Origin of the sequence: Rufibacter sp. DG15C, assembly GCF_001577755.1 — a bacterium.
GTDB lineage: Bacteria > Bacteroidota > Bacteroidia > Cytophagales > Hymenobacteraceae > Nibribacter.
This window is the reverse complement of sequence record NZ_CP010776.1, coordinates 1,853,875-1,876,947: the sequence shown is the minus strand read 5'-3', so window position 1 is coordinate 1,876,947 and position 23,073 is coordinate 1,853,875. Positions and strand designations below refer to the sequence as shown.

The following is a 23,073-nucleotide window of genomic DNA, read 5'->3' as shown; positions in this document are numbered from 1 at the left end:
GGTTCTGGTGGACGTCAAATTAAAATCCGAAAGGAGGAATATGCGTGCTGTTGGAGTAAAGCCCTCGGCAGTCTCTGGTTAATACCACAAAGGGTGCGCCAGGCATAGGACCATACAGAGACCGGTTGATGATAATGAATTTCTCATTCACTTCTGAGGTCCCAAAGTAGCCAATGACCACTTCTGAGGGATCTTTGACGTTAAAGAGGTTGCCTCTAATCTGGGCTGGAGCCGGGTCTGTGATACTGCCTACACTGGTCTGTTGCTGTCTGTACAATCGCCAAAACTCATATGCCTTAGGCGTAAGGGAGTATTGCCGTACAATGGCCTGGTACCTGGTCTGCAGGTCAAAGGGCACTACGGCCACTGGCAACTTGATGCGCTGCCCATTGGTTCTACTATCATCTATAGCCTCAATCTGCTTGTTAATGCGCCCGGCGTACGACCAACAGATGGAGGCCGGCGGTGGAAGGATCTCTGGCGGATTGGTCTGGTATTGAAAAATGCCCTCGGTCTCCCATCTATAGGCATTTTGCGCATTGGCCGGGTCATTGACGGTCACGCTTACCTCAAAGGCCGGGGTTTTCTTTTCTACATTTTCGCCGGCGCCATTCTTAACAACTTCTACAAATTCCTTAAAGATAAATTCAAGCTCCTGTATTGGGGGCACCGCTTGCAACACCTCTGGTTGGGACTGGTATTCTTTTCCGTTGGGTAGTTTAATGAAAACAGTGAACACATTGCCCACCTGTGACTCAGTGGACGAAACCAGAAAGCCATAATTACCCTTTATGACAGTGACTTTGTTGTTTTGCAGCTCTGTTTTTTCAGGCACTGGCCATTTGTTCCCCTGCTTGTCTTGCACATACACCTGGGCTCCTGTAATTGGACGACTTACCACTATGCCAGAGGCGCTGTTAAAGGGTTCTGCCGAAGATAAAAGGATAGTACATGCCAACTCTCTCTGCCCGGTCTGTGGGTTTACTTTACTAGTGACGGTTCCATCTACCACCAAGGTATCTTGCTGGGTACCGGTCACCACCTCTATCGGTTCAATGCAGGCAGACAACCAGACCAGTGCCCCTATCAGAAGAAACCGTATGTGTGCGTTTCTCATTTGTTGAATTTGAAGTTATAGGTAAGGGCCGGAACTATGGCCCCTATGACAGACAATTGATAGGCCTGCGGCGTGGTACCCCCGTAAGAAGGCATAAAGTACACCGAATAAGGATTTTTGCGCCCGTACACGTTGTACAAAGAGAAAACCCAACTGTTCTGCCATTTCTTGTTTTTCTTGTTGGTACCGTCCAGGGTAAAGGCCAAATCTAGTCTATGGTAGTTGGGAATGCGGTACTGGTTGCGGCCATTGTAATACAGAAATACCATGCCGCCCACCTTGGCCACCGACTCTGGATAAGTAGCGGGCCGGCCGGTGCTAAACGTAAAATTGCCTGACACACTAAACCGCTTGGCCAGTTGCTGGTTAAGGACCAGCGACAAATTATGCGGCTTGTCATAGTTGGCCGGGTAGCTACGCCCGCCATTGATAGTGCTCACGTCTCTGAATGCTCTGGAGTAAGAATAACTCAACCAACCGGTCAGCCTTTTCTCCTTGCGGCGAGCCATCACCTCAAACCCATAGGCCTTGCCGTCGCCCTGCACTAGTTCTGCATCCAGGGTGGAGTTTAAGACCAGCTGTGCGCCGTCCCGGTAATCCACTACGTTTTGAATCCTTTTATAATACGTTTCTATGGATAGTTCTAGGGTATGTTCCAGCAGGTTTCTATAGTATCCCAGACTTACCTGGTCACCTATCTGCGGTTTTAAGTTGTTGTTGCTGGTCTTCCAGATGTCTACCGGAGAGGCAGACATGGTATTGGAGATGAGGTGCACGTATTGGGCCGTTCTATTCACCCCCAACTTCACTGAACTGTTTTCATTAAGCGTGTACCTAAGGGAAAAGCGCGGCTCAAAGGTAAAGTACTGTTGCATGGCCTCCCCTTTGCTGTAAGATATGGTTCCAATCACCGTGCCTTCTTCCTGCGTTTGTTGCTCCCCCAAAATCAAGGCGTCACCGGGACCCAATTGCCTATACCCAGAATACCGCAGTCCGTAACTGATAGATAGAATCGGGCTGGGCGTATAAACATGCTCTAAAAACAAGGCTCCTTCCAGAGACTTTTCCTCGGGCATTTTCTCTGCTCTAAGAATGGAAGTGGCACTAGGTTGCAAGTCACCTTGGTTAAACAGGTAGTTAGTAACTTCTGCCCCTGCGTTAAAGGCGTGCTTATCACTCAAGCTATAGTTAGCCTCTGCCTTTAGCAATTGGTAGGCAATCCCGAAATCTAAAGTATACCCTGTGGCTTCTTTATTTGAGCTTAACCCATAATCATACTGACCTAGCACACCGGTCAAAGAGGTGCTCAGGGTTCTAGAGAAGTCATGCTGCCATTGAACCGAAGCCAGGTTAGTGCCCCATGTGTACGTAGTGTCTGACCCAAACCTGAAACCGTCTTTGCTTTTGTAGCCAGAGAAACTCAGATGGTCTTTTTCACTTGCCTGTAGCGTAAATTTGGCGTTGGCGTCATAAAAATACCCAGAACTGTTTCTAACTGACTGGTCGGGCACGAACTGTAGCAACCAATCTGGATACGCCACGCGGCCAGCCACTAAGAACGATGCCTTGTTCTTTACCAACGGCCCCTCTACTTGTAGTCTGCTAGCCACCAGCCCCACGCCGCCACTTGCCTTGAAATGTTCCGGGCTTCCTTCTTTCAAGGCAACATCCAAGACAGAGGAAATGCGGCCACCAAATCTGGCCGGCATACCCCCGCTATACAAAGTAACGTCTTCCACCATGTCTGGATTAAACACTGAGAAGAAGCCAAACAGGTGCGAGGAATTGAAGATGGGAGCCCCGTCTTGCAGGATTAAATTCTGGTCAATGCTTCCGCCCCGCACATTGAAACCAGTGGCGCCTTCGCCTACGGTGGTTACCCCGGGCAAGGACAAGATACTGCGCACCACGTCCACTTCCCCTAGAAAGGCAGGCATCATTTTCAATTGCCGCACATCTAGCTTAGCCACGCCCATTTGCAGCCGCTCTACCTGTTGGTTGACAGAAGCTGAGGTCACCACCACTTCCTTTAATTCATTTACTTTTTCAAAAAGAGGAATGGTAATGTATTTATTGCTGCCTAAGGGGACTTTACGGCTGTCTTCGCGCATGCCAAGGGCCAGGGTCTGCAAGGTATAAGTGCCTACCGGCAAAGAGAAAGTAAAAGCTCCGTTGCTGTCGGTTACGGTAATGTTCACGCCTTCTTGCGTTTTCACAGTAGCCCCCTCTACAGGTTCATTGGTCTTGCCGTTCAACACCCTGCCGCTTAACTCCACCTTTCTATTAGGGTTAGCCAGCGCTTGCGTACTTTTCCAAGACACAGAGTCTAAGTTTACAGGCCGACCATATTCTTTAGGCACCACCACTACCGTAAAGGTGTCATACAGAATATAGGAGAGATGGCCTTTCTCCAAAACTCTCTCCAGAACCACCGGTAAAGCTGCCTCATTAAAAGAATCAGTCACCAGTAAGCTGTCTACCCATTCCTGCTTATAGAAAATGCGCACCGAGGCCTGGTGTGCCAAGTCAGCAAACACTTCTTGAATGGGTTTTTGGGAATAAGATGCAGTAATTTTCTTTAAGGGAAGAGCCTGCCCAACGGCAGTATGCGTCACCAGCAATAAACAGAAAAGACCCAGCCAAAGGCCAACAAATTTTTTCATAACCAGCACAAACGGAACCTGATGCGCTCCAAGTCATGAATATACTTTAAAAGAATAGTATCTTGGCTATATATCTACCTTTGATGTTTGATAGCGAATGGTTTATCTCTGACGGAAGGAAGCTTTCAAAAAAGTAGAGATGAGCAATCTACTTTCAGCCTATTTTATGGAAAACAGGCCAAAAACGGCTATGCTCAGCTTCCCAAAGAACAATCACCTTCCGCTAAACTATTCCGCTTAAAATTCGGTTAAGAAGAGATGGATTGCCCGGTGCCATGGTAGCGCGGGAATGCCTACCTTTGCTCTTTAAACCGAACCAAATCGGATGACGCCAAAAGATACGGATGCTACCTCGGTAGCCAAAAAACATACCTCAACCACCGTGGATGTACCCTTCATTGAAGTGTACGGGGCCCGGGAACACAACCTCAAGAACATCTCGCTCAAGATACCGCGCAACCAGCTGGTGGTCTTTACGGGCATCTCGGGCTCTGGGAAATCTTCCCTGGCCTTTGACACCATCTACGCCGAGGGCCAGCGCCGGTACATGGAAACCTTCTCGGCCTACGCCCGCTCCTTTCTGGGGGGCATGGAACGACCCAACGTAGACAAGATTGAAGGGCTTTCGCCGGTAATCTCTATTGAGCAGAAAACCACTTCGCGCAACCCCCGCTCTACCGTGGGCACCATCACTGAGATTTATGACTTCCTGCGCCTGCTGTACGCCCGTACCGCCGAGGCCTTCAGTTATGAGACCGGTGAGAAGATGGTCAAGCAGAGTGATGACCAGATTGTGAACCACATCTTGGAGTACTTCAACGGCAAGCGCACCATCATTCTGGCCCCCGTAGTGAAAGGCCGGAAAGGCCACTACCGCGAGCTGTTTGAGCAGATCCGCAAGATGGGTTTCCTGCGCGCCCGCATTGACGGCGAACTAGTGGAGCTCACGCCTAAGATGCAGGTGGACCGCTACAAAATCCACGACATTGAGATTGTGATTGACAAGCTGGTGCCCTCTGCCGAGGACCGCTACCGCCTGTCTACCTCCATCCAGAACGCCTTGCAACACGGCAAAGGCACCGCTCTGGCCATGGACGCCGACACCAACGAGACGCAGTTCTACTCCCGTCACTTGATGGACCCGGCTACGGGCATCGCCTATGATGACCCAGCGCCTAACACCTTCTCCTTCAACTCGCCGTACGGCGCGTGCCCGGTGTGTAATGGCCTAGGCGAAATCCAGGAACTGACCGAGGAATCCATAGTCCCCAGCAAGAGCGTGAGCATCAGTCGGGGTGGTATTGCGCCGTTGGGCGAGTATCGCGACATCTGGATTTTCTCGCAGATACAGGCCTTGCTCAAACGCCATAAGCTATCGTTGATGGCCCCTATTGAGGACATCCCCGAAGAGGCGTGGCATCAATTGATGTACGGTTTTGAGGAAGAAGACCCGAAAGGCAAGAAAGAACCCTTCGTGTTTGAGGGCGTCATCAACTTCCTGAAGAAACAGCTGGAGTCTGACTCAGACAACGTACGCGCCTGGATTCAGGAATACACCCAGCAGAGCACCTGCCCCGAGTGCAATGGCTACCGCCTGAAAAAAGAATCCTTGCACTTTAAACTGGACAACACCCACATTGGGCAACTCTCTGAAATGGACATCCAACAGCTCGCTGACTGGATTGCCAACCTGGAAGACCGCCTGAATGACCGCCAGAACCTAATTGCACGTGAGCTCCTGAAAGAGATTCGCAAACGCATTGGTTTCTTGGTAGACGTAGGATTGGAATATTTGCACTTACACCGCTCGGTGCGCACCTTGTCTGGCGGCGAAAGCCAGCGGATACGTTTGGCTACGCAGATTGGTACGCAGTTAGTGGGTGTGCTCTACATCATGGATGAGCCCAGCATTGGTTTGCACCAGCGCGACAATGAGAAGCTGATTAAGGCTTTGCAGGATTTGCGTGACCTAGGCAACTCAGTGGTGGTGGTAGAACATGACAAAGACATGATTCTGGCCGCTGATTACGTGGTGGACATCGGTCCGGGCGCCGGCATCCATGGTGGGCAGATTGTGACTGCCGGTACGCCAAAAGAAATGATGGAAAGCGGTACTACTACTGCAGACTATTTGAGCTACAGACGAGGCATTCCGGTGCGCCGTCAAAAGCGCGAAGGCAACGGCAAGAGCGTAATTCTGCGCGGAGCCACGGGGCATAACCTGAAAGACGTGACGCTGGAACTGCCTCTGGGTAAGTTGATTTGCGTGACCGGGGTTTCGGGGAGTGGAAAATCGTCATTGATTCATGACACGCTCTACCCTATCCTGAACAAGCACTTCTTCCATGCCAAGCGCGAACCGCTTCCGTTCAAAGACATTGAAGGCCTCAACCACATTGATAAGGTCATCGAGGTAGACCAAAGCCCGATTGGCCGCACGCCGCGCTCTAACCCGGCCACCTACACCGGGGTGTTCACCGAGATCAGAAGCCTGTTCGCGTCCATGCCTGAGGCTAAGATTAGAGGCTACGCGGCAGGACGTTTCTCCTTCAATGTAAAAGGCGGCCGTTGTGAGACCTGTGAGGGCGCCGGCATGCGTACCATTGAGATGAACTTCATGCCAGACGTGTACGTGCCCTGTGAGACCTGCAAAGGCAAACGCTACAACCGCGAAACCCTGGAAGTTCGCTTCAAAGGCAAGTCGGTGACGGATATTCTGGACATGACCGTGGAGCAGGCTGTAGAGTTCTTTGAGCACCAGCCTAGAATCCTGAGAAAGATTAAGACCTTGAACGATGTGGGCTTAGGCTACATTACCTTGGGGCAGCAGGCCACTACCCTTTCTGGGGGCGAGGCGCAACGTGTGAAACTGGCCACGGAGCTTTCTAAGAAAGACACCGGCCGTACGCTGTACATTCTAGATGAGCCTACTACGGGTCTGCACTTCCAGGACATTGAGCACCTGTCTGACGTGTTGAACCGTCTGGTGGACAAAGGAAACAGCGTGCTCATCATTGAGCACAACATGGACCTCATCAAAGTAGCCGACCACGTGATTGACATAGGGCCAGAAGGCGGCGCCAAAGGAGGTTCTATTGTTGCCCAAGGCACGCCTGAAGAGGTAGCCGCAACCGGCTTAGGTCATACCTCCCGTTTCTTGAAAGACGAGCTCAGCACCAGCCTCTACATAGACGCTCCCGTGTTCATAGCCGATGAGCTCGAAGAAGCCTTTGACGATGCCCCGGTAGACGAGGTGAAGGAGAAGAAGCCCAGAGGCCGCAAGAAGAAAGAGGAAACGGCAGACGCCTCGGTAGCCCCAGCTGTGGTCAAAGAAAAGAAGAAGCCCGGCCCCAAAAAGAAAACCGACTAGCGTTTTTGGCCTGATTCTCTGAAAACAGGCCAAAAACGAAGACAACAGAAAGCCCTCTCTGCACATAAGCAAAGAGGGCTTTCTGTTGATAATCACTTGGCTAAAAGAGTGATGGAGTGGAATGCTGCACCAACCTTTTTGGCTGAGGTTTGATAAAGGACTTCGCTTGAAAAGCAGACTCTGTAAAGAGTGACTATTTTTTGGCGGCGCTGTCTTTCTTAGCGGTAGTGGCAGTAGTATCTTTTACCACGGCAGTGGTGTCTTTTGGAGACTGCGTCTCTGGGTTGGCCAGCGTGCCTTGGCTGTTCGCCTCGGCTACGGCATCGCTGCTGGTATGGCCGGTGGCTGCCTGGTTGTCTGTTAAACCGTAGCCAGTACCTTTATCATCTACGTCTGTAGAGGCTGTGTAAGTATTACAAGCCGAGCCTAGCAATAAGGCACCAGCCACAAAAAATGGCATTATCTTTTTCATATATCTTGTAATGTGTTGCGGCAAAGGTAAATAATTTGGGGCTTATACCACACCCTCTTTCAGGGGTTTATCTAGGTAGGCAGCCAGAAAATTTCAGTAATGACCCCATCACTTTCTAACTAAGACGAAGCCTTCCACCTCTTCCCTTTCAAACAAGAGGTGCGAGTAGTGCCTCGTACTTTTCTTCACTTGCCCTCACTTCTAAAAGTCCCTTTCACTCCATCGTATTTCAATCCTGAACTTCCGTTTTTGGCTTACTTTCTAGAAAAGAGGCCAAAAACGAAGAGCCAACCAGAGACTACTCTGATCGGCTCTCTAAAAGTTATATTGCTAAAGATGACTAGTCTACTTGGTCTTCAATCTTGGTGGCCATGTCTTGGTGTGACTTGAGCATGGGCAGAGATTTAGTGGCAAAGGCTTTTACGGTTGGGGCTTGCGCGTTGGTGCTCTTGGCCGTGAACAGCGCAATGTCCATTTTATGAGCATTCTCCATCATGTCCATATACGCCTCGTCAAAGTCCTTTCCCGTTTTGCCGTTCAATTTGTCCAGCATGCCTTGGTGCATGGGCATTAGGGCGGTGGGCAGTTGCACGTTCATCTGTGAGGCAATGGACATTTGCTCTTGGCTGGCCTTGGTGTGGTGGTCTACCATCATCTGGGCAAAGCGTTTCACCTCGGCGTTCATGGCGTTTTGAGACGCCATCTTACCGGCCTCAATTTCTAGCATGTTGCTGCTGGCCGCCGTCATCATAAAGGTGGCGTCATCCATGCTGGCAATGGTGGCGTCATCTAGCATACCGGCGGCGTTGTCTGTGCTGGTGGCAGTAGTGCTGTTGGTGTCAGTGGAAACGGTAGCGTCTGTGGTGGTTTCGGCGGTGGTGTTGGTGTCAGCGTCTGTGGTGGTGCTGGTACAGGCCGCGCCAAACAACATGGCGCCGGCGGCAATGGATAACAATGATTTTTTCATAGAAGTAGTGTTAATGGTGTGTGGTGTATGCAGTAGGTTGTTTTACTTGACTAGCCAAACGCTAGTTGGCAGCACTTTCAATCTTATCTTCTAATTGGTCTGCCTGGTGTTCATGGGTGCGCAAGTTGGGCAGGGCCCGAATGGCAAAGGCCCGCACGCTGGTAGTAGGCGCGGCGTTGCTCACCATTTCAAACTTGGCCAAGGCTTCTTCATGGGCGTCTTCCATGACGTTCATGTACTTCCGGTCAAATTGGGCGCCCGACAGTTCGCTCAGCTTCTCTACTAGTTTCAAATGTCTGGAGATCATGGCGGTGGGTAGTTCCAGGTTCATGCCCTGTGCCACGGCCTTGAGTTCTTGCTGGGCTTTGGTATGGTAGTCCACCATCATCTGGCCAAACTGCTTCACTTCTGGATTAGACGCTTTTTGCACAGCCATTTGCCCAAGTGCTATTTCCATCATCCCGCTGCTGGCCGCCTCAGTAAGAAAGAGTTCCTCTGTCAAGGGCCTGTTATCATAGAGCATGGTGTTGGACAGCGCGCCCGCTGCACCGGTGTTCATATAGCCGGCGCTACCCGTCTCCTTGGTCACGCCCGCCGCATCGCTTCTGTTCATGACATTGGCAGTGTGGCCGTCTGTAGAGGGCACGGTGTTAGAGGTAGAAGCGTCTATTCTGCTGCACGCAGCAAGGGCCAAAGTGCCTACAACCGCGGTGATGTATCCTGTCTTTCTCATAGCGCTGGTGCTTAAGTTTGTCTGTCTGCTGGTCTCAACACCCTTCCCGTGAGGAGCTATTTAGTTAATACGTTTTTCAACTGGGTGGCCAGGCGTAAATGTCCTTGCAGCACCGGCAGCGTCTTGATGGCATAGCCTCTTAGAGATACGTTTAAATTCCCCTGCGAAGCTCCCTGAAACAACGTCACATCTTGCTGATGGACGGCTTCCATCTCTGTGGCATAGGCTTTCTCAAAGGCGGCGCCGGTCAGTTTAGATACGCGGTCAAATATGGCTTGGTGCTCTGCCCGTAGCGTAGTGGAATAGGCCAAGCCTTGCTGGCGCGCCAGGCTCTGCAGTTCGCTGTTGGCTTTGCTGTGGTGGTTGACCATGATCCTGGAAAACTCCCGCGTCTCAACCGTGACGGCTTTCTGTAAAGCCACTTCGCTTAGTCTTACCTCTAGCTGTCCGCTGCTGGCGGCAGAAGTGACAAACGCTTGGTCTGCCTGCTTGGTAGACTGTGTTTCTGTACCAGTGCCGGTGCCCGTGGGCGCTCCGTCAGTACCAATGCCTAGCGTGGCGCACCCCGTGCTACTGCACAGGATTCCCGCCACCCCCAGGGTGAAGATCCATTTATTCGTCATGCTGCTATTGATTGGTTGTTTGAATTAAGGGTTTAATTGCTCTTCTACTTGTTCTGCCTGTGCCAGATGGGCCCGCAGCATAGGAAGGCTCTTGGTGGCGAAGGCTTTCAATTCTACGTCTGTTCCTTCCTGAGCCATCTCCTCAAAATCTTTGATGGCCTGCTTGTGCTCCTTCATGATCGCCTCCAAGTAGGCCAGGTCAAAAGACGCGCCGTTCTTGCTCATGATCTCGTTGTACAGGTCCTGGTGGTCATCGCCCATTTGGGTGGGCAGCACCAGGTTTTTGAGATCAGCAATTTGCTTGAGTTGAGTGTTGGCCTGGGTGTGGTGGTTGAGGAGGGTCTGCCCCAATTCCCGTACCAACGGAGACGCGCCTTTGCTGGAGGCCAGCCGTCCCAGCTCTGCTTCCATCAGTCCGCCGCTGGTGACTTCGGCTACAAACCAACCGGCTTTTTCATCTTTGCCGGTAGATTCCAGCAGGTTTTCATTGTGCTTTCCGGCAGCATCTACAGAGGTGGAATCTGAGGAACCGCCGCAGCTGGTCAACATTGTCAACAAGGCGCCGCTGAAGAGAAAACACAATCTTTTTTTCATAGTGGTATTTTGTACAAATGGCATACAGGCAGTACCTGCTGGCTATTTTTACGGGCTTGCCATAGGATGGTTTTCATAGGCGTTTTTCAGGTATATTTACCATACTGTTTACCGACAAAGAACTCCAGCTTTTTTAGCTTCGCTTACGTTACCCCAACCTCAAATAGTATTCTCCTTTATGCGGACATTCCTTTTGGCCATTTTACTTCTTTGCAGCAATGTTTCCTTTGGGCAAAAGACGGCCGAAGGGATTTACAGGGGCCGGAAGTCTAGCTTTATGATTTGTTACTTCACGCAGACAGACTCTGTGCTGGAGGTGGAATATTTCTATGAAAAAGGCGGTCATATTTTTGGGCACCTACCGGCCAAGCAGCTACAGCCAACCGCCGCGACTTCTTCTAGAAAACCAGCTTTTACATCTTTGGATCACAGGATCAAAATCTTCAGGGAGAAGGATTATTATTTGATAAAGAGAAAAGGCGGGCCCCGGATGAAAGTCTACAAAACCCTGGAGACGGCAGCAGACATTGCCGTAGTGAGAAACAGAAACAGGCTGTTTGCACTCTCTCATAAGTTGCACAAGGAATTGATTGACACTCCTGGGTTTGAAGAACAGTCCTTTTGGAAAAAGTGGAACAGCTTTAACCTGCAAGAACAGGTCACGCTGGACAACGCTGCCTTCTCAAAAAAGCTGGAAGCGGCGAGATTGGAAATGTTGAAGCCCAAAAAATAATACAGCGACTGAGCATCCCATTTATATTGTTATTATCATTCAAAACGGGAAGAGCCCGCGCCTTTTGCAAGACGCGGGCTCTTTCGTTTTTGACCTATTTTCTAGAAACCAAGCTAAAAACGCTTACTCACCGGTGAAGACTGGTTTGCGCTTTTCATTGAAAGCGGCCACGCCCTCACGGTTGTCTGAAGAGTTGCCGGCAATCTCCTGGCAGTAGGCTTCATAGTCCAACATTTCATCCAGGCTAGACTCAAAGGATTTGTTCAGCATCTTCTTCATGAGGCCGATGGCTTTGGTAGGTGCGCAGGCATAACGCTCGGCAATTTCCTGCACGGCGGCGTCTAGTTCTTCTGGCGCTACTACTTGGTTCACCAAACCTAAGCGCAGGGCTTCATCGGCTTTCACTTTAGTGCCCAGCGTGCTCAGCTCAAAGGCCTTGCGCATGCCCACCAGACGCGGCAAAAAGTAGGATGATCCTGAATCCAACACCAAGCCTACGTTCACAAACACTTCAATCAAGCTCGCCTCAGTACTGGCCACTACATAGTCACAGGCTAAAGCCAGGGAACAACCGGCGCCAGCGGCCACGCCGTTTAGGCGGCAGATAATGGGTTTAGGCAGTTCACGCATGGCCCTGATGATGGGGTTGTAGCGTTTGTGCAGGCTGTCAGCCAAAGAGCGTTTCTCTGCGCCGGCAATGGCTTTCAAGTCCTGGCCGCTGCAGAAGGCCCGGCCCGCGCCGGTCAAAATCACCACGCGCACGTTCACGTCTCTGGTTACTTGCTTGAGGGCGTCTTGCAGTTCATAGCTCTGCTGGTCGTCAAAGGCATTGAAAACCTCTGGGCGGTTAAGAGTGATGGTGGCTATGCCATTGGTGACGCTATATTGTAGAATTTGCTCAGACATGTTGTTTTGGGGCTGTTTTGTGGAAATGAGGTCAAAAACGGTTTTACCAAAAGTACAGATTTGGGTTGGGAGTGCCAACATGTTGCCATTGGCGCTTTTTTTCTGTTTCTTTCCTATCTCAATTTCTTTAATCCCACTCCAACCTAACATGAACAAAACCTATACCCTTTTGCTGGGGGCAGCCTTCTTGGCGCTTCCGGCAATGGCCCAGCAAAAAGCCGAGCCGCTAGATGCGGCCATCGTAGAGAAAATCAAGCAGGAAGGACTGCAGAAGTCGCAGGTGATGGACATTGCGTTCTACCTCACAGACGTGAACGGCCCGCGCCTTTCGGGTTCTACCGGCCTAGCCAAAGCCAACCAGTGGACCAAAGAGAAACTCGCCTCTTGGGGCTTGAAAAATGCCACCATTGAACCGTGGGGAACCTTCGGGAAAGGTTGGGAAGTAGAGAAATCCTACCTGGCCCTGACCAAGCCGTATTACCAGCCCATGATTGGCTCTCCTAAGGCTTGGACGCCTAGCACCAACGGTCCGGTAAAAGGGCAGGTAGTCTTGGTGAAAGCCACCAAAGAAGAAGACCTGGCCCAGTACGCCGGCAAACTGAAAGGCAAGATTGTCATGGCCGAGGTCACCAATCCTATCAAAACAACCTTTGCCCCAGACGGCTCGCGTTACACAGATGAGGCCCTGCACAAAATGGCGGAGCCGGTAGCGCCTTCTGAAGGCAGAGCGCCCATGAGCGAAGAGCGCATGGCCCAGATGCGTGCCCGTCGTGCGTTTGTGACCAAGATGAATGAGATGATTCTCTCTGAAGGTGCTGCTGCCATCTTGAGCTCACGCGGAGGTTCACATGGTACGTTCTTCACTACCAACGGTGCACCATACGCCATGGACGCCAAGCCAGCCTTGCCTGAGTTCGAGATTGCCCAAGAAGACCTGGCCCGCATGAGCCGTTTGTTGAGTGCAGGCATTCCGGTAGAGATTGAACTGGAAAGCAAAACCCGTTTCTTAACCGAAGACCCGCAAGGCTACAACGTTATCGCGGAGATCCCGGGTTCTGACAAGAAACTGAAAAGCGAAGTAGTGATGCTGGGCGGTCACATTGACTCTTGGCACGCCGCCACCGGCGCCACCGACAACGCCGCGGGTGTGGCCGTGATGATGGAAGCCGTTCGCATTATCAAAGCCTTGAACCTACAGCCTAAGCGCACCATCCGCATCGCACTTTGGGGCGGTGAGGAGCAAGGTCTGCACGGATCACGCGGGTATGCCAAGAAGTACATAGGCGATACTAAAACGATGGCCTTGTTGCCACAGCAGGAGAAAATCTCCGCTTATTTCAACCTGGATAACGGTACCGGAAAAATCAGAGGTATTTACACGCAGGGCAATGAGGCCGTGGCTCCGTTGTTCTCTGAGTGGTTAAAACCGTTCAACGCCATGGGCGCCTCTACCGTGACCAACCGCAACACCGGCGGCACCGACCACTTGTCTTTTGACGCGCTGGGTGTACCGGGTTTCCAATTCATTCAGGATGAGATTGAGTACAACACCCGCACCCACCACACCAACATGGACACCTATGACAGACTGCAGCCAGAGGACTTGAAACAAGCCTCTGTAATTGTCGCCAACTTTGTGTACCAAACCGCCAACCGCGCAGAGAAACTGCCGCGCAAACCCATGCCGAAACCGCAGTCATAATAATTAGCATCTTATCTCACCAAAAGCCCGATGTTCTTTCTAGAGCATCGGGCTTTTGCTTTATAAAAGGCATAGTTTGAGTCATGCCATTTTTAGCCTCTTTTCATGAAAACACACCAAAAACGACGACCGCTCTTCTTAAACCGAACCTAACTATCTATTTATCAACCACAACTGATTACTATTAACTAATTCCTGTTTACTGTTCACGGTTTCCTGTAATTGTGTATCTTTACTAATTACCCTATTACGCTTTTATGAGTACTCGCAACGCAAACATGCTTTTGAACGGCATGCTAGTGGTTTCTTTCCTGATTCTTATGCGCAATCTGGAGCACCCAAACATCATTGTACCTGCAATGTCTTTTCTGGGATTTCTTCTGTTTGTTGTGTTTAAGTTTATTATCACGCTCAGAAACCGAAAACAGAAATAACTAAATGGCAATTCCTATGGAGCCTTTCTTCCTGAACCTGTCTCCTCCTAATGAGAACAAGTCTACCATGTCCTGGCTGTACTCAGCTATGGCTACCATTTTTTTGGCGGTAGGCTTCATTGGCTTGTACACTGAATATGCCTCGGGCAAGGCACAGTACTTTGACTACGCGTTGCCGCTTATCCAGAGCGCCTTGGGCATCTCTTATTTGGTAGTATTGATTAGAAAAAAACGCCCCGTGGGTAAAAGCTACGTTCAGGTAGACGACCAACAGATAGAACTTAAACTGGAGCCCGATGAGGATGCCTATACCCTGCCGTGGGAAAGCATTCACCTGCTACGCGTCCAGCCAGACAAACTCATCTACCGCCTCTCCACCGGCCACACCGGCGAAATTGACCTGGAAGACGTCCCAGAAGAACACTTGGAAACCGTCCGTGAAGTCATTCGGCAGGCCGGCAAACACAAAGGCGTCAGTCTTTGATTGAGTCTCTGAGTCGTGAGTCTATATAAAAAACGGGAAGGCCCTGAAGACAAATCTTCAGGGCCTTCCCGTTTTTGTGCTATTTTCTAGGGATTAGGCCAAAAACGGAAATGTGATAATTGGTTGTTAATTGCTGATTACTATTTAAAAGTACATTCTTCGTTTCCTTTTACCCCTACCAACCACCACTACTTCTGTCATCCTAAAAGGACCTTGTGGGCGGACTAGACAGGCGGTTGAATAAGCACGGACTTTCACCTTGAGAATTGCCCGAGAGTTTTAGGCAGTGAGCGCAGCTCAGAAAAGGGTGTTTACATAAGCGGAAGATGTGGATGCGCAGGAGACAAGGCTGTGCCTGGTCTCTACAGAAGGAAATCTGTGTTTAATAGCACTTATTCAACCGCCTGTCTAGTCCGCCCACAAGGTCCTTTCAGGATGACAAGAGAAAAAGAGAGAAAGAGAGAGAGAGAGTGTGTGTGTGTGTTGTGAAGACAATCTTGCGTCTTATGTCCTATATCTTTTGACTCTTAAAAAGGCAAACCCCAAAGAATCACACCTAGCAGAAAACCAAGAATAAAACCGGTGTAGACTTGTTTGGTATTGTGGGCTCCTAAGGCCAACCTGGCAGAGAGAACTGCCCCGGCAATGGCAATCCCTATGACGGCGGGGTAAAACAAATATGGTTCGGGGAGCCAATCATAGAGCAGGACCAAAATCCCCAAGGCACCGCCTACTCCTATGGCATGTGCGCTAATCTTCCAGAATTGGTTAATGACCAGCGTCATGTAGACAGAGGCCGTGATGATGGCCATCACGTAAAAGAAAAGGTCGTCAAAGTAGCTTTGGCGGTAAAAAAGAACCGTGGTAACAGTGTAACAGGCCGCAGCGAACAGCAAGGGCCAGCGCCGGTCTGCCCGGCTCTCTAACGTAAGCGATGAGATTTGTCCCGCCCGCCGCATGGCATACGCGCCCAACCCCGGTATCAGGAAGGTGGTCAGGAAGACCATAATCCAGACCAAGCGTCGCCCTTCCATGGGGAACGTCAAGGCTCCCACCGGCAGGTAGAACAAGATCAGGGCGAACAAGTACGAAGGCAGCAGCAGCGGATGAAACACCACAGACAACGCCATCGCGAGGCGGGAATTCACTTTATAATTAATAATTAAGAATTAATAATTAGGAATTAGCGGCATGCGCACCAGCTCTTCCAAATACAAAAAGTAGGCACAAGTTAAGGTGCAAATGATCTATCTCTCAAATTCTTAATTGTTAATTATTAATTGAAGCGCCAGCGCTTACAGTTCTTTGCGCAAACGCGCTACCGGTATGTTGAGCTGCTCACGGTACTTGGCCACTGTGCGGCGGGCTATGTTGTAGCCTTTCTCGTTGAGCATTTTTTCAATCTTGTCATCTGAGAGAGGCTTGCGCTTGTTTTCCTTCTCAATGATGTCTTTGAGGATGGCTTTCACCTCACGGCTACTGGCCTCCTCGCCGGCGTCGGTGGCAATACCTTCAGAGAAGAAGAATTTCAAAGGAATAATGCCAAACTCCGTCTGCACGCTCTTGCTGTTGGCCACGCGGCTCACGGTTGAAATGTCCATGCCTATGTCCTCGGCGATGTCTTTCAAAATCATGGGCCGCAGCTTGCTCTCATCCCCGTCCAGGAAATACTCATACTGGCGCTTCATGATAGATTCCATGGTGCGCAGGAGCGTATTCTGGCGTTGTTTGATGGCGTCAATGAACCATTTGGCTGAGTCCAGCTTCTGCTTCACAAACGTGACCGTCTCCTTGAGCTTCTTGTCGGTCTTAGAGCTTTTGTCATAGGCGTCAAACATGTCGGCGTAAGAGCGGGAGATACGCAGGTCTGGCGCGTTGCGGGCGTTCAAGGACAGTTGTAACTGGCCTTCTTCATTGGTGATGATGAAGTCTGGAATCACGTACTGCACGCGCGTAGCGCCGCCGCTTCCGCCGGGCTTGGGGTTGAGCTTCAAGATTAAGTCTATCGCCGACTTCAACTCATAGTCCTCCAGCTCCAGTTTCTGCTGAATGCGGGCGTAGTGCTTCTTGGTGAACTCATCAAAGGTGTCATGGATGATCTGCTCAGCTACCTCGGTGATGTCATCTGGGTCGCGGCGCTCTAGTTGCAGGAGCAGACACTCTTGCAGATCACGGGCGGCAATGCCGGGCGGGTCAAAGGCTTGGATGCGGCGCAGCACATCTTCAATTTCCTCTACGCTGGCTTCTATGTTTTGGGAAAAGGCTAGGTCATTGGAGATGGCCTGCAAGTCACGGCGTATGTAGCCTTCCTCGTCAATGCTGCCAATCAACTGTACGCCAATGGCCTGCTGTTTCTCATTGAGGTTCAGGAAGCCCAGTTGGTCCATGAGGGAGTCGGTGAGGGAACCGGTGAAGGCAATGGGCGTCTCGCGCTCCTCTTCCTCACCGGGGCCATCGCCTTGCATTTTATAGCCGGCAATGTCATCATCAGACATATATTCTTCCAGGTTGAGGTCGCCGTCGTCATCGTCGCGGCGCATCTCCTCCTCGGCGTAATCATCTTCGGTATTGTCGAAATCCTCGTCCGCATCCGAGGAGGTGTCCTCCTCGGCGGGGGCATCATCGGCTACGTCACCTTCTTCCAGGGCAGGGTTTACCTCCAGTTCTTCTTTGATGCGGGCCTCCAGCTCAGCGGTAGGCACCTGCAACAGTTTTATGAACTGTATCTGCTGGGGTGATAGTTTTTGGGATAAAAGCTGTTTTAAGTCAAGTCTCTGCATAGGCGAACGGCACCGGCCCCACAAGCGCGGACTAGGCCAAAGTTATGGTTTTTTACTACGGCTTTGCAAAAAAGGTTAATTTTGAATTTCGTGCCAAGGGCACGAGGTATCACGTAGCAAGGATCAGGTAGCAAGACTTTTCTTTTTAAGTACTTCATACTTTGTACGCTTACCTGTTACCTTTGTCCTGATACGTGATACTTGATACGCGCTTCCTATTTGGCGCTACGTGATACTATTATGAAAAGAACAAAAGTAAAAGCATTGCTCCAATCTGCGGAGAGAGGCCACGACGTTTTACTCAAAGGCTGGGTGCGCACCAAGCGCGGTAACAAGTACGTAACGTTTATTGCCGTCAATGACGGTTCTACCATTCATAATATACAGGTGGTGGCAGACATGAATCTGTTCACAGATGAGTCTCTGCGCGACGTGACCACCGGCGCCAGCGTGTCTATAGTAGGAACCTTGGTAGAAAGCCAGGGCAAAGGCCAGTCTGTAGAGATACAGGCCCGCACCATTGAGGTGATTGGCCTGGCAGACCCAGAAACCTATCCTTTGCAGAAGAAAGGCCACTCCCTGGAGTTTCTTCGGGAGATTGCCCACCTGCGTCCGCGTACCAACACCTTTGGCGCGGTCTTGCGCATACGGCACGCCATGGCCTTTGCCATTCACCGCTACTTTAACCACAACGGTTTCTTTTATATTCATACGCCGGTCATCACCGCTTCAGACGCCGAGGGTGCTGGCGAGATGTTCAGAGTAACTACACTTGACCCTATCAACCCACCACGCACCGAAGACGGCCAAGTAGATTTCTCCCAGGACTTCTTCGGAAAATCTACCAATCTGACCGTATCGGGCCAGCTGGAGGGCGAGGTGTGTGCCATGGCGCTTTCTGAGATTTACACCTTCGGGCCAACCTTTAGAGCCGAGAACTCCAACACCAGCCGTCACTTGGCTGAGTTCTGGATGGTGGAGCCTGAGATGGCCTTCTATGAGTTGGAAGACAACATGGACCTGGCCGAGGACTTCTTGCGCTACCTGGTACGCTACGCCCTGGACCACTGCATGGATGACCTTCAGTTCCTGAACGACCTTTATGATAAAGAGCTGCTCAACCGCCTCAACTTTGTGGTGGAGCATGATTTCCAGCGCCTGACCTACTCTGAGGCCATTGCCATCTTACGCGACGCCAAGCAGAAGTTTGAGTACAAAGTAGAATGGGGCACCGACCTGCAGAGCGAGCATGAGCGCTACCTGGTAGAGAAGCACTTCAAGAAGCCGGTGATTTTGACCAACTACCCTAAAGAGGTGAAGTCTTTCTACATGAAGCTCAACGATGACAACAAGACCGTGCGCGCCATGGACGTGTTGTTCCCGGGCATTGGTGAAATCATTGGCGGCTCCCAGCGCGAGGAGAACTATGACAAGCTGGTAGCCCGTATGCAGGAACTCAACATCCCAGAGAAAGAGATGTGGTGGTACCTGGACACCCGCCGTTTCGGGTCTGTCCCGCACAGCGGTTTCGGGCTGGGCTTTGAGCGTCTGTTGCTGTTTGTGACTGGCATGTCAAACATCAGAGACGTGATTCCTTTCCCACGCTTCCCTAAGAGCGCTGAGTTTTAATTGGTTCAGCCACACCAATGAAGTATAAAGGAAGTCCCTACTCTCAATCATAAGAGTAGGGACTTCCTGTTTTAGGCCTCTTTCCTAGAAAATAGGCCAAAAACGGATTTATACTTGAGGCTTAGAAGCATAACAAATTTATTAAAGCCGCACCTTGGTGAAACTTTCTTGATTCCTTTCTACTTTTAGCAAAATAACACAAAACCCATTATTACTATGTTGAAGAAGTACGCAACCTCTCTGCTGTTGGTGTTGGCCCTTTTTGTGGGCAGTGCGCAGGCTCAGTCTTCACAAGACAAGGAGAAAGAAAAGAAAGAGCTGGCCAAGCAAAAGGCCGCTGAGAAGAAAGCCGAAGGCCTAGCCAAGGCCCAGGCCGCCAAGGAAAAAGAGAAAGCCAAGGCCGCCGCTATTAAAGAAAAGGAGGCCGCTAAGAAGGCCGCTGACAAAGAGAAAGCCGCTGCGGCTAAAGCCAAAGAGCAACAGAAGAAAGAAGCCGCTAAGCAAAAAGCGTTAGCCGCCAAAGAAAAGGAAAAAGCCAAAGCCGCTGAGGCCAAGCAAAAGGCTGCTGCCAAAAAATTAGCCGCCAAGGAGAAAGCCGCCGCTGCCAAAGAAAAAGAGGCCGCTAAAAAAGCCGCTGCCAAAGAGAAGAAGAAAGCGTAATCGCATTCCACTTACTATAACCATGAAGAGCCCGCAGGTAAGCGGGCTCTTTCGTTTTTGGGCTGTTTTACCGGAAAGAGGCCAAAAACGGAGAATCTGTTCAATCCCATGAAACGTTCATCATGGCCTCTTGACAGTTCATCTACCTCTCTCTACAGTTCATCCTCTTTTAATTTCATAGCCTTGGCGGGCGGTGCACCTTTGCTCAGAACCTAACCGCAACCGCTATGAAAACCGCTATACTCCTTCTCTCCTTCTTCCTGCTCCTAACCGACCACCAGTTATTTGCCCAGAGCCTGGTAAAAGGCCAGGTAAAAGACACCGACGGTCAGCCTATCATTGGCGCCAATGTCATGCTGAAGGGCGCGTATGACGGAGCTTCTACAGACGCGGCTGGTTCTTTCTCCTTTAAGACCAAAAGCACCGGGGCGCAGGTACTGGTTGTGAGTTACCTGGGCTTTGGCACTTTGGAGAAGTCTATTAACCTGGACCAGCCGCTGGCACCCTTGCACATAATTTTAAAGCCAGATTACCGCCAGTTGCAGGCGGTGCAGATTTCGGCGGGGGCGTTTGAGGCCAGCGATGAGAAGCGCTCCGCCTTGCTTACCTCCAGAGACATTGTCACCACCGCCGGCGCCGCTGCCGACATCATGGGCGCCATCAACGCCTTGCCTGGCACCCAGAAAGTGGGCGAAGAAGGAAAGCTGTTTGTGCGCGGCGGCGACAGCTATGAAACCAAGACGTTTATTGACGGCATGGTGGTGGCCAACCCGTATAGCGCCAGCGTGCCAGACGTGCCTGCCCGCGGCCGCTTCTCCCCGTTCTTGTTTAGTGGCATGGCCTTCAGTTCTGGCGGCTACTCTGCTGAGTACGGACAGGCGCTTTCTTCTGCCCTGCTCTTGCAAAGCCAAGACCTTCCAGATGAATCCCAGACCGGTATCTCTTTGATGAGTGTAGGCGCCAGCCTGTCCCGCACCAAGCGTTGGGAGAATACGTCTTTGGCCGTGTCTGGAGAATACACCAACCTGCAACCGTACATGAGCCTGGTGCCCCAGCGCCAAGACTGGATCAAGATGCCTGAGACCAAAGCCGGGAGTGTAGTCTTCAGACAGAAAACCTCAGCCACCGGCATGTTCAAGTTGTACGGCACCTACACCAGCAGTGAATTAGGCCTTTATCAGGAGAACATCAATGCATCAGAAACACCTACCCGCGTCAACCTGTCCAACCAGAACCTCTTTGTGAACAGCACTTATGAAGAAGTCTTTCAGGAGAAATGGACCTTGCAAACCGGCACTACCTATACCTACACCACCCAAGACATAACGGCTGGCACCACCCAGGTCAATACCGGCACGCATACCTGGAACGGAAAAGCAGTTATGATACGAGACTTGGGACACGCCGTGACGTTGCGCACGGGTCTGGAGACCCAGCTGAGCCACTATGACCAGACCTTCCAGCAGAATCCAAAAGCAGACACACGTAATGGCTTGGTGAACGACCAGAATATAGCGGGCTTTGCCGAGGCCGACGTGTACCTGGGGAGCAAGCTGGTGGCCAGACCAGGCCTGCGCTGGGAGCGCTCTCAGTTTCTGGGCAGAAACGCCTTATCGCCTAGGTTGGCGCTGGCCTATCAAGCGGGCAAAGACGGTCAGGTTTCCTTCGCCTACGGACATTTCTACCAGACGCCAGAACAGGATTACCTCAAGTACCAACAACCGCTCACCTTTGAGAAGGCCGTGCATTACATTTTAAACTACCAGCGCACCTTTAATAAACGCACGCTACGGGTGGAAGGCTACCACAAGCAGTACCAGAACCTCATTAGGTACAACGCTCCAGAGCTCCAGAACGCTACCCAAATTACCAACGGCGGACATGGCTACGCGAGAGGCGTGGAGTTCTTCTTCCGGGACCAGGAAACGATTAAGAAAGGTGATTACTGGATTTCATATTCGTTCCTGGACAGCAAGCGTCTGTACAAAGGCTATCCAGAGTTGGCGCGTCCGTCGTTTGCCTCTTCCCACAACCTGAGCTTAGTGTACAAGCAGATGATAGACCCCATCAAAACCTATGTGGGCACCACCTTCAGCTACACCAGCGGCCGGCCGTTCCACAATCCCAACCAAGAAGGCTTCATGCAGGGACGCACCAAAAGCTACCTGGACCTGAGCGTAAGCGCCAGCTACCTCACCACCATTAAAGGCCACAACGTGATTCTGCACGGCGCTTGCAATAATATGTTAGGCTTTAACAACGTGTTCGGGTACCGCTACGCTGCCACGCCCGGCCAGGACGGTAAGTTTGCCTCGCAACCCATTCTGCCCGATGCCAAGCGCTTCGCGCTGGTGGCCTTGCTTATCTCTCTTCATGATTGAGGGAATGGATGATTGAGTGATTGAGAGATTGACACTAAACAATCAGCAGTCACCAACCATCCGTTTTTGGCCTCTTTCCCAGAAATCAGGCTAAAAACGGATACCTAAAATTCACCAGCAATTGACAATCAACAATTAATTCATAACCAACAACTTAAAATCTACTTCCATGAAAAAATTACTCTTACTTCCGTTGTTACTTCTCGCTTTCTTAGTACAGGCTCAAGGAAATTATCAAGCCGCTTTGGGTGAGGCGCTCACTGAATTAAAAGCCTCCCAATCACCCGAAGAAACCCAAAGCGCAGCCAACAAACTGAGCCGCATTGCCACGGCTGAACCTAAGGCTTGGTTGCCGGCCTACTATGCCACGTATGCCCATATTGTATTGAGCTTCCAGCTGAAGGAAGATACCCAACGAGATGCCATTTTGGACCAGGCACAAACGTTTCTAGACAAGGCCTTGACCCTAGAACCGAAGGAATCTGAACTACACGTCCTGCAAGGCTATCTGCACCAGGCCCGCTTGTCGGTTTCACCTATGAGCCGCGGCATGAAGTATTCTGGCCTCACGCTGGCCTCTTTGGAGAAAGCCAAGGCCCTGAACCCTGAGAACCCCAGAACCTATTTTCTCTTGGGTCAGCACTACTTTAACATGCCCAAAATGGTGGGAGGCGGCAAAGACGTGGCCAAGCCAGTGCTTACCACTGCCGTGGAGAAATACGCGGCTGCCCAACCCGCCACCAGCCTGTCGCCTAGCTGGGGCATGAACAGCGCCAAGGCCTTGTTGGCCAAATGCGAGTAGTCTCTTGTTTTACCCGCGCGCTT

At 51.0% G+C, this 23,073-nt stretch carries 18 protein-coding genes; 8 read left to right on the top strand and 10 right to left on the bottom strand.

The genetic code is table 11. The annotated features are described in order from the left end of the window. Positions 1-19: 19 nt before the first annotated feature. Positions 20-1,117 (bottom strand): DUF4249 domain-containing protein, encoded by a 1,098-nt coding sequence (locus TH61_RS08010; RefSeq protein ID WP_066508102.1) that lies wholly within the window; start codon positions 1,115-1,117, stop codon positions 20-22. Continuing rightward, the gene (locus TH61_RS08005; RefSeq protein ID WP_082780334.1) at positions 1,114-3,780 is read right to left on the bottom strand and encodes a TonB-dependent receptor; all 2,667 of its coding nucleotides are present in this window, start codon (positions 3,778-3,780) and stop codon (positions 1,114-1,116) included. Before TH61_RS08005 ends, TH61_RS08010 begins: the two co-directional genes overlap by 4 nt. Before the next feature lie 325 nt (positions 3,781-4,105). Between TH61_RS08005 and uvrA the strand changes: the two genes are divergently transcribed. Next, the gene (gene uvrA / locus TH61_RS08000) at positions 4,106-7,150 is read left to right on the top strand and encodes an excinuclease ABC subunit UvrA (RefSeq protein ID WP_157600652.1); all 3,045 of its coding nucleotides are present in this window, start codon (positions 4,106-4,108) and stop codon (positions 7,148-7,150) included. Between the two features lie 193 nt (positions 7,151-7,343). Here uvrA and TH61_RS07995 read toward each other — a convergent pair whose 3' ends face one another. The 5 genes from TH61_RS07995 to TH61_RS07975 form a co-directional block, all read right to left on the bottom strand. Further along, complete coding sequence (locus tag TH61_RS07995; protein WP_157600650.1) at positions 7,344-7,622, bottom strand: hypothetical protein; 279 nt, start codon at positions 7,620-7,622, stop codon at positions 7,344-7,346. A gap of 340 nt (positions 7,623-7,962) precedes the next feature. Continuing rightward, positions 7,963-8,589 (bottom strand): DUF4142 domain-containing protein, encoded by a 627-nt coding sequence (locus tag TH61_RS07990; protein WP_066508094.1) that lies wholly within the window; start codon positions 8,587-8,589, stop codon positions 7,963-7,965. 61 nt (positions 8,590-8,650) lie between these two features. Further along, a complete protein-coding gene (locus TH61_RS07985; protein WP_066508092.1) occupies positions 8,651-9,322 on the bottom strand; it encodes a DUF4142 domain-containing protein in 672 nt (223 codons plus the stop codon). A 56-nt stretch (positions 9,323-9,378) separates the two neighbouring features. Continuing rightward, entirely contained in the window at positions 9,379-9,945 is a 567-nt protein-coding gene (locus tag TH61_RS07980) for a DUF4142 domain-containing protein (RefSeq protein WP_066508090.1), read from the bottom strand. A gap of 24 nt (positions 9,946-9,969) precedes the next feature. After that, positions 9,970-10,539 carry a DUF4142 domain-containing protein gene (locus TH61_RS07975; RefSeq protein ID WP_197464116.1) on the bottom strand — a complete coding sequence of 190 codons (570 nt, stop codon included), beginning with the start codon at positions 10,537-10,539 and terminating at the stop codon, positions 9,970-9,972. A gap of 277 nt (positions 10,540-10,816) precedes the next feature. Between TH61_RS07975 and TH61_RS07970 the strand changes: the two genes are divergently transcribed. Further along, the gene (locus tag TH61_RS07970) at positions 10,817-11,272 is read left to right on the top strand and encodes a hypothetical protein (protein ID WP_066508086.1); all 456 of its coding nucleotides are present in this window, start codon (positions 10,817-10,819) and stop codon (positions 11,270-11,272) included. Between the two features lie 123 nt (positions 11,273-11,395). Here TH61_RS07970 and TH61_RS07965 read toward each other — a convergent pair whose 3' ends face one another. Then, the gene (locus TH61_RS07965) at positions 11,396-12,178 is read right to left on the bottom strand and encodes an enoyl-CoA hydratase/isomerase family protein (RefSeq protein WP_066512674.1); all 783 of its coding nucleotides are present in this window, start codon (positions 12,176-12,178) and stop codon (positions 11,396-11,398) included. 148 nt (positions 12,179-12,326) lie between these two features. On the opposite strand from TH61_RS07965, the gene TH61_RS07960 reads away from it, so the two are divergent. Both TH61_RS07960 and TH61_RS07955 read left to right on the top strand, forming a co-directional pair. Beyond that, positions 12,327-13,880, top strand: a complete 1,554-nt coding sequence (locus tag TH61_RS07960; protein WP_066508085.1) for a M20/M25/M40 family metallo-hydrolase — start codon at positions 12,327-12,329, stop codon at positions 13,878-13,880. A 438-nt stretch (positions 13,881-14,318) separates the two neighbouring features. Further along, positions 14,319-14,798 carry a hypothetical protein gene (locus TH61_RS07955; protein ID WP_197464115.1) on the top strand — a complete coding sequence of 160 codons (480 nt, stop codon included), beginning with the start codon at positions 14,319-14,321 and terminating at the stop codon, positions 14,796-14,798. Positions 14,799-15,325: 527 nt separating this feature from the next. On the opposite strand, the gene TH61_RS07950 is transcribed toward TH61_RS07955, so the two are convergent. Further along, positions 15,326-15,946 carry a hypothetical protein gene (locus TH61_RS07950; protein WP_066508078.1) on the bottom strand — a complete coding sequence of 207 codons (621 nt, stop codon included), beginning with the start codon at positions 15,944-15,946 and terminating at the stop codon, positions 15,326-15,328. A gap of 147 nt (positions 15,947-16,093) precedes the next feature. Further along, positions 16,094-17,578 (bottom strand): RNA polymerase factor sigma-54, encoded by a 1,485-nt coding sequence (rpoN, locus tag TH61_RS07945; protein WP_066508074.1) that lies wholly within the window; start codon positions 17,576-17,578, stop codon positions 16,094-16,096. 240 nt (positions 17,579-17,818) lie between these two features. On the opposite strand from rpoN, the gene asnS reads away from it, so the two are divergent. From asnS to TH61_RS07925, 4 genes are all read left to right on the top strand, one after another. Next, the gene (asnS, locus tag TH61_RS07940; protein ID WP_066508071.1) at positions 17,819-19,207 is read left to right on the top strand and encodes an asparagine--tRNA ligase; all 1,389 of its coding nucleotides are present in this window, start codon (positions 17,819-17,821) and stop codon (positions 19,205-19,207) included. A gap of 216 nt (positions 19,208-19,423) precedes the next feature. Then, entirely contained in the window at positions 19,424-19,867 is a 444-nt protein-coding gene (locus tag TH61_RS07935) for a hypothetical protein (protein WP_066508068.1), read from the top strand. Positions 19,868-20,094: 227 nt separating this feature from the next. Then, a complete protein-coding gene (locus TH61_RS07930; RefSeq protein ID WP_066508066.1) occupies positions 20,095-22,248 on the top strand; it encodes a TonB-dependent receptor in 2,154 nt (717 codons plus the stop codon). Positions 22,249-22,417: 169 nt separating this feature from the next. Next, on the top strand, positions 22,418-23,050 hold the full coding sequence (locus TH61_RS07925; RefSeq protein ID WP_066508065.1) for a hypothetical protein: 633 nt from the start codon (positions 22,418-22,420) through the stop codon (positions 23,048-23,050). The last annotated feature ends 23 nt before the right edge of the window (positions 23,051-23,073 follow it).

Bases quoted from the DNA above. Each gene is read 5' to 3' on its own strand.
- TH61_RS07960 (WP_066508085.1), top strand. From the start codon at position 12,327: ATGAACAAAACCTATACCCTTTTGCTGGGGGCAGCCTTCTTGGCGCTT.
- TH61_RS07925 (WP_066508065.1), top strand. From the start codon at position 22,418: ATGAAAAAATTACTCTTACTTCCGTTGTTACTTCTCGCTTTCTTAGTA.
- uvrA (WP_157600652.1), top strand. From the start codon at position 4,106: ATGACGCCAAAAGATACGGATGCTACCTCGGTAGCCAAAAAACATACC.
- TH61_RS07995 (WP_157600650.1), bottom strand. From the start codon at position 7,622: ATGAAAAAGATAATGCCATTTTTTGTGGCTGGTGCCTTATTGCTAGGC.
- TH61_RS08005 (WP_082780334.1), bottom strand. From the start codon at position 3,780: ATGAAAAAATTTGTTGGCCTTTGGCTGGGTCTTTTCTGTTTATTGCTG.
- TH61_RS07955 (WP_197464115.1), top strand. From the start codon at position 14,319: ATGGCAATTCCTATGGAGCCTTTCTTCCTGAACCTGTCTCCTCCTAAT.
- TH61_RS07970 (WP_066508086.1), top strand. From the start codon at position 10,817: ATGATTTGTTACTTCACGCAGACAGACTCTGTGCTGGAGGTGGAATAT.
- TH61_RS07985 (WP_066508092.1), bottom strand. From the start codon at position 9,322: ATGAGAAAGACAGGATACATCACCGCGGTTGTAGGCACTTTGGCCCTT.
- TH61_RS08010 (WP_066508102.1), bottom strand. From the start codon at position 1,117: ATGAGAAACGCACACATACGGTTTCTTCTGATAGGGGCACTGGTCTGG.
- TH61_RS07930 (WP_066508066.1), top strand. From the start codon at position 20,095: ATGAAAACCGCTATACTCCTTCTCTCCTTCTTCCTGCTCCTAACCGAC.
- rpoN (WP_066508074.1), bottom strand. From the start codon at position 17,578: ATGCAGAGACTTGACTTAAAACAGCTTTTATCCCAAAAACTATCACCC.
- TH61_RS07990 (WP_066508094.1), bottom strand. From the start codon at position 8,589: ATGAAAAAATCATTGTTATCCATTGCCGCCGGCGCCATGTTGTTTGGC.
- TH61_RS07975 (WP_197464116.1), bottom strand. From the start codon at position 10,539: ATGAAAAAAAGATTGTGTTTTCTCTTCAGCGGCGCCTTGTTGACAATG.
- asnS (WP_066508071.1), top strand. From the start codon at position 17,819: ATGAAAAGAACAAAAGTAAAAGCATTGCTCCAATCTGCGGAGAGAGGC.
- TH61_RS07935 (WP_066508068.1), top strand. From the start codon at position 19,424: ATGTTGAAGAAGTACGCAACCTCTCTGCTGTTGGTGTTGGCCCTTTTT.
- TH61_RS07980 (WP_066508090.1), bottom strand. From the start codon at position 9,945: ATGACGAATAAATGGATCTTCACCCTGGGGGTGGCGGGAATCCTGTGC.
- TH61_RS07965 (WP_066512674.1), bottom strand. From the start codon at position 12,178: ATGTCTGAGCAAATTCTACAATATAGCGTCACCAATGGCATAGCCACC.